We start from the raw sequence: 14,738 nt of genomic DNA on the forward strand, positions 1-14,738 counted from the left end.
CAAGCGGTAATCGGGCCGGGCGGATTGCGACCTCATGCGTTGCAATCCGTCCGGTCACGCACCAAACTTCCCGCTCGCTCCCGGTAATGGACGCCACCAAACACAGACGTGGCTGACAGGTAACTCACCATGAGACACACGTACCTCTACCTTCTGCTTGGCCTTGTGATGTTGCTCGGTACGCCAGCAGGCGCTGTTGCGGCTGCTGCGGGTGGCTTTGCACAGCCGGCGACATTGCAGTTCGCCCAAAGCAATGGCCCATCGCTGAGTGAAGCGGTGAACCAGGTACGTCGACAGTACCGGGGCCGGATTGTCAGCGCGGAAACCGAAGTCCGCGGAAATCGCGAGGTGCACGTGATAAAGGTACTTACCGAGGACGGCAAGGTTAAGACCGTCAGGATTAACGGCCGGAGCCGCGGCGGACGCGGATAAGGAATAACAATGCGCCTGTTGTTGATTGAAGACGATGAAACTCTGCGTGAGTCATTGGCCAGCCAGCTGACCCAGGCTGGATTCGGCGTGGAAAAAGCGGCGGACGGGCGAGAAGGGCTGTACTTCGCCGAGGAGTATCCCATTGATCTCGCCATCGTAGACCTTGGTTTGCCGGAGGTGCCCGGTCTCGATCTGATTCGCCGGGTGCGGGAAAGTGGCAAGACCTATCCCATACTGATACTGACAGCTCGCGATCGCTGGCAGGACAAAGTCGATGGACTTGAAGCCGGAGCGGATGACTACGTCGTCAAGCCGTTTCATTTTGAGGAGATCTCTGCCCGGATCAACGCACTATTGCGACGCAGTGGCGGCTGGGCGACTTCGGTGCTGACGGCAGGTCCGGTAACTCTGGACAGCACCCGCCAGGATTTGCGGGTCAATGGTGAGTCCATCGAGCTGACGAGCTACGAATACCGGATTATCGAGCACCTGATGATGCGCGCAGGCGAGGTCATTTCGAAGAGCGAACTGACAGACCGGCTGTACGATCAGGATTTCGAACGGGACAGCAACGTGATCGAAGTGTTTATCGGGCGCCTTCGCAAGAAAATGGACCCGGACAATGCCATCAAGCCCATCGAGACTTTGCGTGGTCGCGGCTACCGGTTCGCGCTTGAACGGAATCAGGCCGAGTAAGTCAACTTGATTTCCTCGCTCAGCACGCGATTGCTGCTGTCGGTTGGCGTTCTGCTGCTGGTGTTTTTCGGCATGACCATTGTCGTTCTGGAGGTTGCCTTCAGGCAAGCGGGCGAGCAGGCGCAGCAAGACATACTCGACAGTCAGATCATGGCCTTGCTGGCTGCCGCTGAACCGAATGACAATCATGAACTGGTGATGCCACCGGATCTCCCCGAGCCTCGCTACGGTACGCCCGGTTCCGGTCTGTACGCCGAATTACGCAACGAAGACAAACAGGCCGTGTGGCAATCCCGTTCGGCCATCGGCATGCGTTTGCCGCGACCGGCCGCGGGCTCACCGGGTGAGCAACGACTGGCACGTCTGACTTTGGAAGACGGTACGCCGGTGATGACAGCCACGCTTGCTGTTACCTGGGAGTTTGCCGAGGGGGAATTGAGACCGTACACGTTCCACGTAACGGAAAGTCTCGATTCACTCAACGCGCAGATCGCGGCGTATCGACGGCAACTGTTCGGCTGGTTCTTCGCGGTAGCGCTGGTTATGTTGCTGGCAATCGCTGTGGTCATGCGCAGCGTGCTTCGGCCACTGAGGCAGATCGAGGGCGAGATTGGTGATATCGAAAGTGGTGGGCGCGCCGCGTTGTCCGGGAATTATCCGACCGAGCTGAAAGGCGTGGCACGCAATATGAATTTGCTGATTGGCAGCGAACGTGGCCGCTCGGAGCGCTATCGACAAACACTCGATAATCTGGCGCACAGCCTCAAAACGCCACTGGCGGCGATGCGTGCAGTGCTGGACGAGACTGCGCCGGGCGAAACCAGGGAACGGCAGGCCGCACAAATTGAACGCATGAACGACATTGTCCGTTACCAGTTGCGGAAACCCGCCCGGTTGCTGAGCGAGGGTATTGGCTTGCCCACTCTGGCCGTACGTACCGAGTTGCAGCGACTGGCGGATGGCTTGTCCAAAGTCTACCGGGACAAGGCAGTCAGCATCCATATCGAGGTTAGTGAAGGTGCAGAGTTTCGCGGTGACCGGGGTGACTTTCTGGAGCTCGCCGGAAACCTGCTCGACAATGCCTGCAAGTGGTGTGAGCGCGAGATTCAGGTGACGGTCTCAGCAGCCAGCCACGCGGATGGCCGGCAAGGCATACGCCTTACCGTTAGCGACGACGGCCGGGGTATACCCGAAGAGCTGGCTCAACAATTGCTTGAACGCGGCATGCGTCTGGACGAGTCCGCGCCCGGGCACGGCATCGGGCTCGCCGTCGTCCGCGACATCGCGGCGAACTACGGCGGCACTGTCCGAATTGCTCGGTCAAGTGCCGGTGGCGCAGAGTTTAGCGTCGATTTATTTGCCACCACCACCGGCAAAAGTTGAGCTTTCTGCGTTTACGACTCGCGCGTCTTGCCTTTGGCGGATATCTCCATGAACGGCTTGATCAGGTCCAGGGGCAGAGGGAAGATGATGGTATTGGTCTTTTCCCCGGCAACGTCTTTCAACGTTTGCAGATAACGCAGCTGCAATGCTTGCTCTTCAGAAGCCAACGTTCTCGCGGCTTGCGCGAGACGGTCCGCGGCCTGCATTTCGCCTTCCGCGTTGATGATTTTCGCGCGCCGTGACCGCTCTGCTTCTGCCTGCTGCGCAATAGCACGAATCATGCTTTCGTCCAGATCGATGTGCTTGATCTCGACGTTAGCGACTTTGATACCCCAGTTTTCCGTGCGCTGATCAAGCAGGTTCTGAATGTCCACATTCAGTTTGTCGCGTTCCGCCAGCATGTCGTCCAGTTCATGTTGTCCAAGCACAGAGCGCAACGTTGTTTGTGACAACTGACTGGTTGCTTCGAATGCATTGGCAACCTTTATGACCGCCTTCTCCGGATCAACAACCCGGAAATAGATAACGGCATTGACTTTGACGGAAACGTTGTCGCGGGAAATCACGTCTTGTGTTGGTACGTCCATAACCACTACGCGCAGGTCCACTTTGGTCATAGTCTGAATGAACGGGATAAGGATGATGAGTCCGGGACCCTTTACGGTTTGAAATTTGCCGAGAAAGAATACGACAGCCCGCTCGTACTCCTTCATGACCTTGATGGTGTTCATCAAGATCAGCAGCGCAATGGCCAGGATAATTCCGATTACAGGTATAGACATTGTGTTTATTCCTTAACAAAAAAGCACAAGAGCCAGCTAGCTTTTGTGCGGTGTTGGGTCCAGTGGTTCGACTTGCAACTCCAGTCCGTCGATGGCGCGGACTTTCAGTTTCTGATCTTTCTGGATGGCAACGTTGCTAGAGGCTTGCCAGGCTTCGCCTTCCAGCCAAACCCGACCCTGGCCGGTGAATGACTCCATTGCAACCGCAACGCTATTGAGGATGCTTTCCTCACCACTTACGGCACCGCGTTTCCGCAGTTTAACGAGGTAAGTCACCATCCAGAGCAAAAGCAAGCCAGCGATTAATCCGAATGAAATGACAAACGTGATGGAAATACCAAAACCGGGAACGCCGCTGTCGAAAGTCATGATGGCTCCAAATATGAATGCCACGATGCCGCCAAGGCCGAGTGCGCCAAAACTGGGTGCAAATGCCTCGGCCACGATCAGTACCAGCCCGACGAGAATCAGGGCAAGACCAGCATAGTTCACCGGAATAATTTGCAGGGCGTAAGCGGCGAGCAACAGACAGACGACGCCAACAACGCCGGGCACGACAGCGCCGGGGTTCCACCCTTCGAACATCAAGCCGTAGATTCCAACTATCATGAGCAATAGCGCGACCTGTGGGTTGGCGATCGTGCCCAAAAATTTCAGACGCCAACTGGGCTCGATGTTTTCGACGACCACATCGGTGGTATCAACGGTCATGGGGTTGTTGTTGACAGTCAGCTCCATGCCATTCACTTGCTCGAGCAGCGCATCCCGGTCTTCGGCTATCAAGTCGATGACATTTTGCTCCAGCGCTTCAGTGGCTGTCAGGGTAGCTGCGTCGCGGACTGCTCTTTCCGCCCAGTCGGCGTTTCGCCCATGTGTTTCGGCGAGGCCGCGAATGTAGGCGATTGCATCGTTAAGCACCTTGCGACCCATCGCTGTATCGGGCTCGGGTTGCTCGGGTGCTTCCGCCTCGTCGCTACTGTCCGGATTTGCGGTGTCATCGTCGGGTTGTTGTTCGTCCGGGCTGTCCGTAGCGAAATCCGGTGCGGGTTTGCCAGGCGAAAATGGTGAGGTCGAATCGTCGCCCCCTAAGGAAACGGGCGTAGCCGCACCCAGGTGTGTGGTTGGCGCCATTGCCGCAATGTGGCTGGCAAGCAGGATGTAGGTGCCGGCACTGTCCGCCCGTGCGCCGCCCGGAGCAACGTAGGTTGCTACTGGCACGTCAGAGCCAAGAATTGAACGAATGATATCCCGCATGGGCTCTACGAGCCCGCCCGGTGTATCCATGCGAAGAATAACCAACTGCGCTTGTTGCTCGTTGGCCGTTTGTATGCCCGCGATGACGTACTCGGATGTTGCTACACCCAGCGGACCTTCCAGTTCCAGCTGCACGACTTTGCCTGCACCATGAGCCAAACCTAACGGCAACAGGGCAAACAGGATGGCGAGGGCTTTCGCGGGTCCCGAGCAGAGATACTGACAAATGAGCTTCATGTTCACACTCCCATGATATCAGTAGCGAAGATCTCGCTGGAGATATCGTCTAAGGGCCACTTCTATGACGCTGGCACGCGTGGCATGCTTGTCCGATGTTCATACGATTCATCACAACCGGCGGCACCATCGACAAAATCTACTTCGACGCGATGAGTCGATTTGAAGTCGGTGAGACCCAAGTACACCACATTTTACAGGAAGGCCTCGTAGCCTTCGATTTCGACGTGGTCTCGTTGTTCCATAAAGACAGTCTGGAAATAACTGACGCAGACCGCAAGGTGCTTCGGGAGTTTATCGAGAAAGATGATGCGGATCGGTACGTTATCACCCACGGGACCGACACCATGACCGAGACAGCGGCAGAGCTTGTCGGGTTTTGCGGGAAAACCATCGTGCTTACGGGCGCGTTGAGCCCGGCGCGATTTCGCAGCACCGATGCTGTGTTCAATGTGGGAATGGCTGTAGCGGCTGCACAGGTTGCAGTGCCCGGCGTGTACCTCGCCATGAACGGACAGATTTTTCCTGCAGGCAAGGTGCGCAAGAATCGCGAAGCGAACCGTTTTGAAGCCAGTTCCGACCGTTGAATCCTGGCCAGAAACAACACTGCCGGCAAAAGCCGGCAGTGTGTTCGATCGGTTGGCGGTGAAAAACCTTAGCCGAGATCGAAGTTTATGCCCTGCGCCAACGGCAAATCGCTGCCCCAGTTTATAGTGTTGGTCTGGCGACGCATGTAGGCCTTCCATGAGTCCGACCCGGACTCGCGGCCGCCACCGGTTTCTTTCTCGCCGCCGAATGCGCCACCTATCTCTGCCCCCGAGGTGCCGATGTTGACGTTGGCGATGCCGCAATCCGAACCCAGATTGGACAGGAAGTATTCGGCATGCTGCATCTTGTCGGTAAAGATCGACGACGACAGCCCCTGGGCAACGCTGTTCTGTTTGGCAATTGCGTCGTCCAGATCAGAGGTTTCAATCAGGTAAAGGATTGGGCCGAAGGTTTCGGTCTTGACGATATCCCATTCATTCCTGGCTACAGCAATAACCGGTTCCATGAAATTGCCGGGACCGTCAATGCGCTTGCCGCCACAGAGAATTTCGCCACCGGCTGCTTTGACCGCTTCGATGGCTGCTTCTACACGTTCAATGGTCGATTCTTCAATAACCGGACCCATAAGTGTTTTTGGATCAAGCGGATCGCCAATGCGCACCTGCTTGTATGCCTTGACCAGACGTTCTTTCAATTCGTCCATGCGTGAAGAGTGCACGATAACCCGCCGGGTACTTGTACACCGCTGACCTGCGGTGCCCACCGCGCCGAAAACGATGCTCGGTACGGCAATATCGAGATTCGCGAATTCGTCGATAATGATCGCGTTATTGCCACCCAGTTCCAGCAGAGATTTGCCCATGCGTTGTGAAACGCGGGCACCGACTTTACAGCCCACGGCGGAAGAGCCTGTGAATGACACAAGATCGACGCGCTTGTCATCAACAAACTGTTGCGCGAGTTCGTTGCTGCCGTCGTTAATCAGGTAAAAGATATCGGGCAGGCCGCTATCCGCCAGTGCTTCCGCCATGATTTTCTGGGTCGCGACGCCACACAAGGGTGTCTTTGGTGAGGGCTTCCAGATGTTGACGTTGCCGCAGATAGAGGCGAGGCAGGCATTCCAGGCCGCGACCGCAACGGGAAAGTTGAATGCGGTAAGAATGCCGACGATACCGAGCGGGTGCCATTGTTCGTACATGCGGTGCTGCGGCCGTTCAGAGTGCATCGTGTAACCGTAGAGCATGCGCGACTGACCAACCGCGAAATCCGCGATATCGATCATTTCCTGAACTTCGCCGTCACCTTCAGCCTTGATCTTGCCCATTTCCAGGGTGACCAGGCTGCCGAGAGCGTCTTTATTGTCGCGCAAGGCATTGCCTACGCGACGGATAGCATCGCCACGCAGGGGCGCGGGCACTTTGCGCCATTCCAGGTAGGCCGCTCTCGCATTCGCCATAACCTGTTCGTATTCAGCAGGCGTGGTGCTGCGAACCGAGGCGATGCGCTCGCCATTCGAGGGATTGATAGAGTCGATCAGCGGTGCGGTGTCCGATTGGGTCGAACGTGAACCGGACCAGGTGCCTGCATTGATGTCTTCCAGTCCCAGTCTTTTCAGTATGTCTTTCATGAAGATGGCCCCCTGGCCAGGCGAAAATTTAGGTGAATTTGCCGCGTAACATCTGACTGCGCCCGCAGGTGGCGCATTGTGCCAAGCTAACCGCAGGGTTTCCAGACAATCCAGCGGTGCCCCGGCCGCGCGCCGCCAGCGGGGGAGAGTCGCAGAAAGTTTTGCGGTCAGAATGCGCGACATGGCATATTCACTTGCTCTTTAGACCGTTTTTCGCCTACCCAGGCGGCCAGCAGGAGCACTCGTGACCCGAAATCAATCAGACTGGCATCCCGCCAGCTGGCAATCCATGCCCGCCGCGCAGCAACCGTCCTACCCTGATCAGGGGGAACTGGATCGCGCTGTGGCAGACCTCAGCCGACTGCCGCCGATCGTCACCTCGTGGGAAGTTGACGGTCTGCGCGATCACATCGCCAAAGCTCAGCGCGGCGAAGCGTTTGTCTTGCAAGGTGGCGATTGTGCGGAAAATTATTCGGATTGCACCTCGGAAAGTGTCGTTGCCAAGCTGAAAATTTTGCTGCAGATGAGCCTCGTCATGCTGTACGGGCTGAAAAAGCCGGTCGTAAGAGTAGGGCGCATGGCGGGCCAGTACGCCAAGCCACGGTCAGCCGACATGGAGACCCGGGACGGCGTGACTTTGCCAAGTTTTCGCGGTGATCTCGTGAACCGGAGCCCGTTCACGCCGGAAGACCGAATCCCCGATCCCCAGTTGATCCTGCGTGGCTACGAGCGCGCGGCGTTGACTTTGAACTTCGTGCGCTCATTGATTGATGGCGGTTTTGCCGATTTGCATCACCCCGAATACTGGGACCTCGATTGGGTCGGCCATTCCAAGACGGCCTCGCAATACCACGACATAGTGAATTCCATTTCGGATTCGCTGGATTTCATTGAAACCGTTTCGGGTCGGCCATTGCACCTGACGCAGCGCGCTGACATCTATGCCGCACACGAGGGTTTGCACCTGTTGTACGAGCAATCGCAGACCCGCTTCCTGCCGCGTCGCAAGAGCTGGTACAACCTCACCACGCATTTCCCCTGGATCGGCATGCGTACGGCAGCACTCGATGGCGCGCACATCGAGTACTTTCGCGGCATCGCCAATCCGATGGGGGTAAAGATCGGCCCGGGCATGACCCGCGAGTGGCTGCAGGATCTCATTCGTGTATTGAACCCGAACAATGAGCCGGGCCGATTGACCTTGATTCATCGCTTTGGCGCAAAAGCGATCGAAGACGGTTTACCTGAGCTGATTCGTGCTGCCCGTGAAACGGGATCACCCGTACTGTGGGTGTGCGACCCGATGCATGGCAACACGGAGAGTACGGCCGACGGCACCAAGACCCGGCGCTTCGACAATATAGTGGGTGAGCTGGAGTCAGCGTTCCGGATTCATGAAGAGATGGGCAGTTATCTTGGCGGTGTGCACCTTGAGCTCACCGGCGAGAATGTTACGGAGTGTACCGGCGGGGCGCGTGGTTTGAATGACGCCGATCTCGCCCGTGCATACAAGTCCACCGTTGACCCACGCCTTAACTACGAACAGGCGCTGGAAGTGGCAATGCGGATTGCCGGTATCAGCCGACATCAGCACCCCTGAGATTCGCTGCGCATCATCGCCCGGCGTGACTCGCCGGGCGATCTTTCAGTAGACAGGCAGGGAACAACCGTAAGGTCCGGCCGTCAGCTGTCCAGCAAGGCCCACGCGTCGCTGTTGCTGATGGTCCGGCTTTCACCTGGCAATAGTCCGTCTATCGAAAACGGTCCAATGCGATGCCGGATCAGGCGCAAGGTGGGCAAGCCCGCGGCCGCTGTCATTCGACGCACCTGGCGATTACGTCCTTCATCGATCGCCATATCGATCCACTCGGCCGGAATCGAGCGGCGTTCCCGAATAGGTGGATCGCGTGGCCAAAGGTTTTCCGGAGCTGGGATCGCCCGTGCCAGTAAGGCTCTCGCCGTGCCGTCTTTAAGGTGCACACCGCGCTCAAGTCGGGCCAGTTGCGCCGCGTCTGGAATACCCTCAACCTGCACCCAATAGCGTTTGGGCAGTTTGCGCTTCGGTTCGGCAATCCGTGCCTGCAAGCGACCGTCATCTGTCAGCAAGAGTAAGCCTTCGCTGTCTCTGTCAAGACGGCCGGCCGGATAAACGCCGGGCAGCGTGATGAAATCGGCCAGCGTCTGTCGTTGCTCACTGTCGCGAAACTGGCTGAGCACCTGAAAAGGTTTGTTGAGCAGGACCAAAGGCATCGGCGAAGTATAAGTGATTGGAAGCGTGTGTGACTCCTGATCCCTTCGCTAGCCGGGGTCGGGTATCCTGTCGCTAATTCAACGACAATACGGGTTCAACTGATTCATGCACGACCAGGCCATCACCGTACGATTCCCGGCGGACGCGCCATACGCCATGCTCGCGGACCAGCGCACCCTGGCGCTGGTCGCCGAATTGCACGAACAGTTTGCACCGCGATTGCTGGATTTGATGGAGCAACGACGGCAGCGGCAGAATGCCTACGACAACGGTGATTGGCCGCACAGTATTCCGCCCGTCAGCACTGACAACTGGTTGGCCGGTGGTGCCGCCCAAGTACTGCGTGACCGGCGCGTAGAGTGGCATTGCAGCGCGGACGACGACTCCCTGCCGGAGGCGCTTTACTCCGCCGCATCCACTGTTGTTGTCGACCTCTGCGAACTGCTCCCGGTGGACGGTGCGGCGCTGACCGCACTGGCGGCAATTCACCGTGCGCTGAAGGCGAGTGCGCAGTTGCCACGTAACGCGCTCATATTCGGGATGCGCGAGCTTTGCTGTCGCGAACCACTCATGCTTTGGAAAACAGCGCCGGCGCACGCTGCATTGGTTGATGTGGCATTTTTCCTTGGTCATAGCGCGGCCTTGCAGGATGCCATCTGTCTAAAGCTCAGCCAGCTGGAATCCGCTGCAGAAGCCGAGTTGTGGAGAGACATCCTGAAGTATCTGGAAAGCGCCGGAATTGTTGCTCCCGACCAGATCAATGCGACGCTCGCAATCGAAACAGTGCCGGCCGTATTTGCAATCGATACGCTGATGTACGCACTCAAAGATTATGTCGCAGCGCTGACTCTCGATCACAGTAGTTGTTTCGCGAGTCTCGTGCGCGCCTTTCGCGAGTTTCCGCAGTTTGTCTTGCCGGATTTGTCGGAACTGACCGGGAGTACCCATTTGCTGCAACGTTGGGAAATCCTGTTGGTGCAGCACGCACACCGTCGCGGCGTCCTGGCAATTGGTTCGCCGGCCCGGTGGCAGGCCCGGCATGCTGACAGGGACAATCGTTTCTTCGGCCGCCTGCGAGCCGAGAACGAGCGTCAGATCCAGGCCGGGTTCGACGGTATAGGCGTCGCTGATGAGGTTTTTGTCGCCGCTGCGCGCGAAGTGTTTGACCGGTTGATGCCGGGCCAGCACCAACTGCATCAGCTGCGTGGCGATATGCATATCGTGGGCGCGGATTTATTGCAGGTGCCGAAAGGCAAGATCACGGAATCCGGCTTGCGTGCGTGTCTTGCTGTCGCATTGCAGGGGTTGCTGGCCCTCGCAGAAGGCCGGTCTGCGCTCATTCTTGATCAGCGCCGTGAAACCCCGGCGAGTATCGAATTGGCTGCCGGGCAGTTGCGTCATTGGGTCAGCCACGCGACCGGCGTGCTGGATGACGGTCGAATCGTGGACGAAGAGTTTTTTCAGGGGGTGCTGGAGGACGAAGCCGCCAAGCTGGATACGGTGGGCATAGACGTCGCGGAACGGGCGCAGTGTCTGTCGGACTTCGTCCTTGGCAGGACTTCCGCCGCAGGTTTATTGCCAAATTTTGCGTGATTTGGGGCGCGGGGCTGTGCGGCGCTGCGCGGACCGGTACAATGCGGCCACATTGACATGGCCAGACCACGAGAATTTGTATGCAATACGATCACATCAAGGTTCCCAATGACGGCAGCCAGATCACCATTAATCCTGACCATTCATTGAATGTGCCGGATTTTCCGATCATTCCTTTTATCGAGGGTGACGGAATTGGTATTGATGTCACGCCGGTCATGCTGGACGTGGTCAACGCGGCTGTTGAGCGGGCTTATGGCAGTAAAAGGGCCGTTCGCTGGATGCAGGTATACGCTGGACAGGCCGCCGCCGATCTGTACGGCGACAATCAATACCTGCCGGAAGAAACCCTGCACGCGTTGCGCCATTACGCGGTTTCGATCAAAGGACCGCTAACCACGCCGATTGGTGGTGGTATGCGTTCTCTGAACGTGACCATCCGGCAAACGATGGACCTGTTTGCCTGCGTACGGCCGATACGCTATTTCCCGGGCGTATCAACGCCAATGAAAGACTCGGACCTGGTGGACATGACTGTGTTTCGCGAGAACACTGAAGACATATACGCAGGTATCGAATTCCCGGCCGGCTCACAGGAAGTGCAGAAACTGATCAAGTTCCTGCAGTCGGAACTCGGCGTAACGGAAATCCGTTTCCCGGCCAGTTCCGGTATCGGCATCAAGCCGGTTTCACGGGAAGGCTCGGAGCGCCTTGTACGCAAGGCCATTCAGTATTGTGTCGATCGCGATCTGGGTTCGGTGTCGCTGGTTCACAAAGGCAATATCATGAAGTTCACCGAAGGCGCATTCTGCCAATGGGGCTATGAAGTTGCGCGCGAAGAGTTCGGCGCGACACCCATAGATGGCGGCACGTGGTTGACCTTCAAAAACCCGGTCACTGGACGAGACATCGTCATAAAAGACGTCATCGCGGATAACTTCCTGCAGCAAATTCTGCTTCGGCCAGAGGAATACGACGTTATTGCTACGTTGAATCTCAATGGCGATTACATATCGGACGCTTTGGCCGCGCAGGTAGGCGGCATTGGCATCGCACCGGGCGCCAACATCGGCGAAGGTGTCGGTGTTTTTGAGGCGACGCACGGCACGGCACCGGGCTTCGCCGGCAAGAACCGGGTGAATCCAGGGTCCCTCATACTATCGGCAGAGATGATGCTGCGTTATATGGGCTGGACGGAAGCGGCAGACCTGATCATCAAGGGTGTGGCCAACACGATTGCGAACAAGGAACTGACCTTTGACCTTGCGCGACTGCGAGAGGCCATTCGTGCGCCCAAGCGCAAGGTTGATCCACACGACAAAAGTGAAGTTCAGGAAGAGCTGGAACAACTGATTCCGGGAGCGAAGCTATTGGGTACTCGCGGCTTTGGCCGGGCCATCATCAGCCACATGGATGACTGACTGTCGGGCAGTCCGGTGAAGAAGATATTCGACGCGACCTGTCGCGCCTGTCCGCGCCTGGCCGGGTTCCTCGATACGGTCAAGGGCAAGTACCCTGAGTACTACTGCCGGCCGGTGCCACCCTTTGGCGATCCGGCCGCGCGCTTTCTGGTCGTGGGTCTGGCACCCGGCATGCACGGTGCCAATGCCAGTGGCCGGCCCTTCACCGGAGATCACGCCGGCATCCTGTTATACGAAATGCTGCATGAGTTCGGCTTCAGCAGCCACGCTGAGTCAGCTTCCGCTGATGACAGCTTAACGCTCGCGAACACGCGCGTTACAAACGCGGTCAAGTGTCTGCCGCCTGATAACAAGCCGGTGGGTGCGGAGATCAACACCTGCAACACGTTTCTGGCCAATGAGCTGAACACCCTGCCGGCCGACGCGGTGGTTTTGGCGTTGGGCGGAATTGCGCACCGGGCCATCATCAAAGCCGTCGGTTTGCGCCAGGCCGATTACAAATTCGGACATGCGAGTGAACATGCGCTGCCGAACAAGTTCTTGTTGCTGGATTCCTATCACTGCAGTCGTTACAACACGAACACCGGTCGACTAACAACGGAAATGTTCCGTGGCATTTTCGCCAGGGTGAAGGAGCTATTGCAGGCCAAGCAGTGAGCGCTGACAGTGAAAACGCATTCGATGCCAAGAGCTTCCTTAAGAGCCTGACGCACAGGCCGGGCGTTTACCGGATGCACAATGCCGCCGGTAAGGTTATCTATGTCGGTAAAGCTCGCGACCTGAAAAAACGCGTCTCCAGCTATTTCCAGCGCAGCCATGCGCACCCCAAGACGGCCTCGCTGATGAGTCAGGTTGCAGATGTCGAGGTCACGGTCACCAACACCGAGACAGAAGCGCTGCTGCTTGAATACAACCTGATCAAAAAGCACAAGCCGCGTTTCAACGTGGTACTTCGTGACGACAAGAGCTATCCGTATATATACGTTTCGACGCAACATCCGTTCCCACGTCTGCAGTTTCATCGCGGCCCGCGCAAAGGCAAAGGGCGCTATTTCGGCCCGTACCCCAGTATCGTGGCCGTACGCAAAACCCTGAGTGAGTTGCAGAAGCTCTTTCAGGTCCGCCAATGCCAGGACAGTTTTTTCCGCAATCGCAGCCGGCCGTGCCTGCAATACCAGATTCGGCGATGCACGGCACCGTGCGTCGGCCTGGTAGAAGAACAGCGTTACCGGGAAGACGTCGATGCAGCGATTCTGTTTCTCGAAGGTAAAAACCGCAGCGTTATTGATACCTTTGTAGCGCGTATGGAAGACGCGGCCGAACGGCAGGACTACGAACATGCAGCACGCTACCGGGATCAGATTGCACGTTTGCGTGAAATAGAGGCGCAACAGCTGGTGTCGCGGCATTCGGCACGTGACCTCGATGTGGTTGCCAGCGCATCCAGCCCCGGGACCCATTGCGTCACGGTGCTTTTCATTCGCAATGGCGCGGTACTTGGCAGCCGGAATCATTTTCCGAAACTGGCTGGGGACGCCGACAGCGGCGAGATCATGAGCGGCTTTCTGGCGCAGTACTATCTCGGACGCGAAGCGCCACCGGAGATCGTCGTTGATACCGCGGTCGAAGACGGCGATTTGCTGGAGCAGGAACTGAGCGCCCGGTCTTCGCACTCCGTGCAAATCCGCCACAGTGTGCGAGACAGACGCCAGCGCTGGCTCGAACTGGCTGCGACCAATGCCAGAGAAGGGCTGACCATGAAGGTCAACAGCAATGCCACACTGCAACGTCAGTTTGCGGCGTTGGGCGAGTTTTTGAAGCTTGAAGCGCCACCGGAACGACTGGAATGTTTCGATGTCAGCCACACCTCCGGCGAGGCCACGGTTGCATCGTGCGTGGTATTCAATCAGAGCGGCGCCTTAAAGAGCGACTATCGTCGATTCAATCTGGAACCTGCGGCACCGGGCGACGACTATGGCGCCATGCGCGAAGCGCTGCGCCGCCGCTACTCGCGCATCAAAAAAGGCGAAGTCCCGATGCCGGACGTGCTGTTTGTTGATGGTGGCAAAGGGCAGCTGGCTGAGGCGACCGCTGTGCTTGCCGAGTTGGAAATCGATTGGCTGCAGGTAGTGGGGGTCGCGAAAGGCAGATCCAGAAAGCCAGGCATGGAGCAGCTTTTCTTGGCAGGCGAAAATACGCCCTCTATACTGCCCGCTGACTCACCGGCATTGTTGTTGATCCAACAACTGCGAGACGAAGCGCACCGGTTTGCAATCACTGGGCACAGGCAACGGCGCTCCAAGGCCCGTACGACGTCACGTCTTGAAGAGATCCCGGGACTGGGTCCGAAACGAAGACGGGAGTTGTTGCGGCAATTTGGCGGTTTACCCGGCGTATCGGGTGCGAGTATTGACGATCTTGCGCGCGTACACGGCATCAGCAAGGCCATGGCAGAGCGGATTTACAACGATCTGCATCTGGATGGCAAGAACTAGACATTTGAAACGCCGGGA

Annotated in this window: 13 protein-coding genes; 9 read left to right on the forward strand and 4 right to left on the reverse strand. The window is 57.5% G+C overall.

The features are described 5' to 3' along the window. The first annotated feature begins 129 nt into the window (after positions 1-129). Genes BA177_RS08935 through BA177_RS08945 form a run of 3 tightly spaced genes read left to right on the forward strand, consistent with a single transcriptional unit; the run spans position 130 to position 2,511 of the window. The gene (locus BA177_RS08935) at positions 130-432 is read left to right on the forward strand and encodes a PepSY domain-containing protein (protein WP_156762761.1); all 303 of its coding nucleotides are present in this window, start codon (positions 130-132) and stop codon (positions 430-432) included. A 9-nt stretch (positions 433-441) separates the two neighbouring features. Continuing rightward, complete coding sequence (locus BA177_RS08940; RefSeq protein ID WP_068615541.1) at positions 442-1,128, forward strand: response regulator transcription factor; 687 nt, start codon at positions 442-444, stop codon at positions 1,126-1,128. Positions 1,129-1,134: 6 nt separating this feature from the next. Further along, positions 1,135-2,511: an ATP-binding protein gene (locus BA177_RS08945; protein WP_156762762.1), complete on the forward strand. Its 1,377-nt coding sequence runs from the start codon at positions 1,135-1,137 to the stop codon at positions 2,509-2,511. Between the two features lie 11 nt (positions 2,512-2,522). Here the strand turns inward: BA177_RS08945 and BA177_RS08950 are convergent, their stop codons facing one another. Together BA177_RS08950 and BA177_RS08955 are read right to left on the reverse strand one after the other, a co-directional pair. Continuing rightward, positions 2,523-3,293, reverse strand: a complete 771-nt coding sequence (locus tag BA177_RS08950) for a slipin family protein (protein WP_068615543.1) — start codon at positions 3,291-3,293, stop codon at positions 2,523-2,525. Between the two features lie 36 nt (positions 3,294-3,329). After that, positions 3,330-4,784 carry an NfeD family protein gene (locus tag BA177_RS08955; protein WP_082990003.1) on the reverse strand — a complete coding sequence of 485 codons (1,455 nt, stop codon included), beginning with the start codon at positions 4,782-4,784 and terminating at the stop codon, positions 3,330-3,332. 95 nt (positions 4,785-4,879) lie between these two features. Between BA177_RS08955 and BA177_RS08960 the strand changes: the two genes are divergently transcribed. Then, positions 4,880-5,371 (forward strand): asparaginase domain-containing protein, encoded by a 492-nt coding sequence (locus BA177_RS08960; protein ID WP_068615545.1) that lies wholly within the window; start codon positions 4,880-4,882, stop codon positions 5,369-5,371. 68 nt (positions 5,372-5,439) lie between these two features. On the opposite strand, the gene amaB is transcribed toward BA177_RS08960, so the two are convergent. Continuing rightward, positions 5,440-6,960 carry an L-piperidine-6-carboxylate dehydrogenase gene (gene amaB, locus BA177_RS08965; RefSeq protein WP_068615547.1) on the reverse strand — a complete coding sequence of 507 codons (1,521 nt, stop codon included), beginning with the start codon at positions 6,958-6,960 and terminating at the stop codon, positions 5,440-5,442. Positions 6,961-7,204: 244 nt separating this feature from the next. Here amaB and BA177_RS08970 point away from each other — a divergent pair, with 244 nt between their 5' ends. Then, entirely contained in the window at positions 7,205-8,560 is a 1,356-nt protein-coding gene (locus BA177_RS08970; RefSeq protein WP_068615549.1) for a class II 3-deoxy-7-phosphoheptulonate synthase, read from the forward strand. Positions 8,561-8,643: 83 nt separating this feature from the next. Here BA177_RS08970 and BA177_RS08975 read toward each other — a convergent pair whose 3' ends face one another. Then, positions 8,644-9,210: a pseudouridine synthase gene (locus BA177_RS08975; RefSeq protein ID WP_068615551.1), complete on the reverse strand. Its 567-nt coding sequence runs from the start codon at positions 9,208-9,210 to the stop codon at positions 8,644-8,646. A 106-nt stretch (positions 9,211-9,316) separates the two neighbouring features. Between BA177_RS08975 and BA177_RS08980 the strand changes: the two genes are divergently transcribed. The 4 genes from BA177_RS08980 to uvrC all read left to right on the forward strand — a co-directional run bounded on the left by BA177_RS08980 (position 9,317) and on the right by uvrC (position 14,720). Continuing rightward, on the forward strand, positions 9,317-10,804 hold the full coding sequence (locus BA177_RS08980) for an aldolase/citrate lyase/malate synthase family protein (RefSeq protein WP_068615552.1): 1,488 nt from the start codon (positions 9,317-9,319) through the stop codon (positions 10,802-10,804). A gap of 80 nt (positions 10,805-10,884) precedes the next feature. Then, positions 10,885-12,225, forward strand: a complete 1,341-nt coding sequence (gene icd, locus BA177_RS08985; protein ID WP_068615553.1) for an NADP-dependent isocitrate dehydrogenase — start codon at positions 10,885-10,887, stop codon at positions 12,223-12,225. Between the two features lie 15 nt (positions 12,226-12,240). After that, positions 12,241-12,882, forward strand: a complete 642-nt coding sequence (locus BA177_RS08990; protein WP_068615554.1) for a uracil-DNA glycosylase — start codon at positions 12,241-12,243, stop codon at positions 12,880-12,882. Beyond that, positions 12,879-14,720, forward strand: coding sequence for an excinuclease ABC subunit UvrC (gene uvrC, locus BA177_RS08995; RefSeq protein ID WP_068615555.1), 1,842 nt, complete (start codon positions 12,879-12,881; stop codon positions 14,718-14,720). Before BA177_RS08990 ends, uvrC begins: the two co-directional genes overlap by 4 nt. Positions 14,721-14,738: the final 18 nt, after the last annotated feature.

It is taken from the genome of Woeseia oceani, assembly GCF_001677435.1.
Classification (GTDB): domain Bacteria; phylum Pseudomonadota; class Gammaproteobacteria; order Steroidobacterales; family Woeseiaceae; genus Woeseia; species Woeseia oceani.

What these genes read in the sequence shown, in the direction of transcription:
- BA177_RS08980 (WP_068615552.1), top strand. Translation starts at nt 9,317, where the DNA reads ATGCACGACCAGGCCATCACCGTACGATTCCCGGCGGACGCGCCATAC.
- BA177_RS08960 (WP_068615545.1), top strand. Translation starts at nt 4,880, where the DNA reads ATGTTCATACGATTCATCACAACCGGCGGCACCATCGACAAAATCTAC.
- icd (WP_068615553.1), top strand. Translation starts at nt 10,885, where the DNA reads ATGCAATACGATCACATCAAGGTTCCCAATGACGGCAGCCAGATCACC.
- BA177_RS08935 (WP_156762761.1), top strand. Translation starts at nt 130, where the DNA reads ATGAGACACACGTACCTCTACCTTCTGCTTGGCCTTGTGATGTTGCTC.
- BA177_RS08955 (WP_082990003.1), bottom strand. Translation starts at nt 4,784, where the DNA reads ATGAAGCTCATTTGTCAGTATCTCTGCTCGGGACCCGCGAAAGCCCTC.
- BA177_RS08950 (WP_068615543.1), bottom strand. Translation starts at nt 3,293, where the DNA reads ATGTCTATACCTGTAATCGGAATTATCCTGGCCATTGCGCTGCTGATC.
- amaB (WP_068615547.1), bottom strand. Translation starts at nt 6,960, where the DNA reads ATGAAAGACATACTGAAAAGACTGGGACTGGAAGACATCAATGCAGGC.
- BA177_RS08975 (WP_068615551.1), bottom strand. Translation starts at nt 9,210, where the DNA reads ATGCCTTTGGTCCTGCTCAACAAACCTTTTCAGGTGCTCAGCCAGTTT.
- BA177_RS08940 (WP_068615541.1), top strand. Translation starts at nt 442, where the DNA reads ATGCGCCTGTTGTTGATTGAAGACGATGAAACTCTGCGTGAGTCATTG.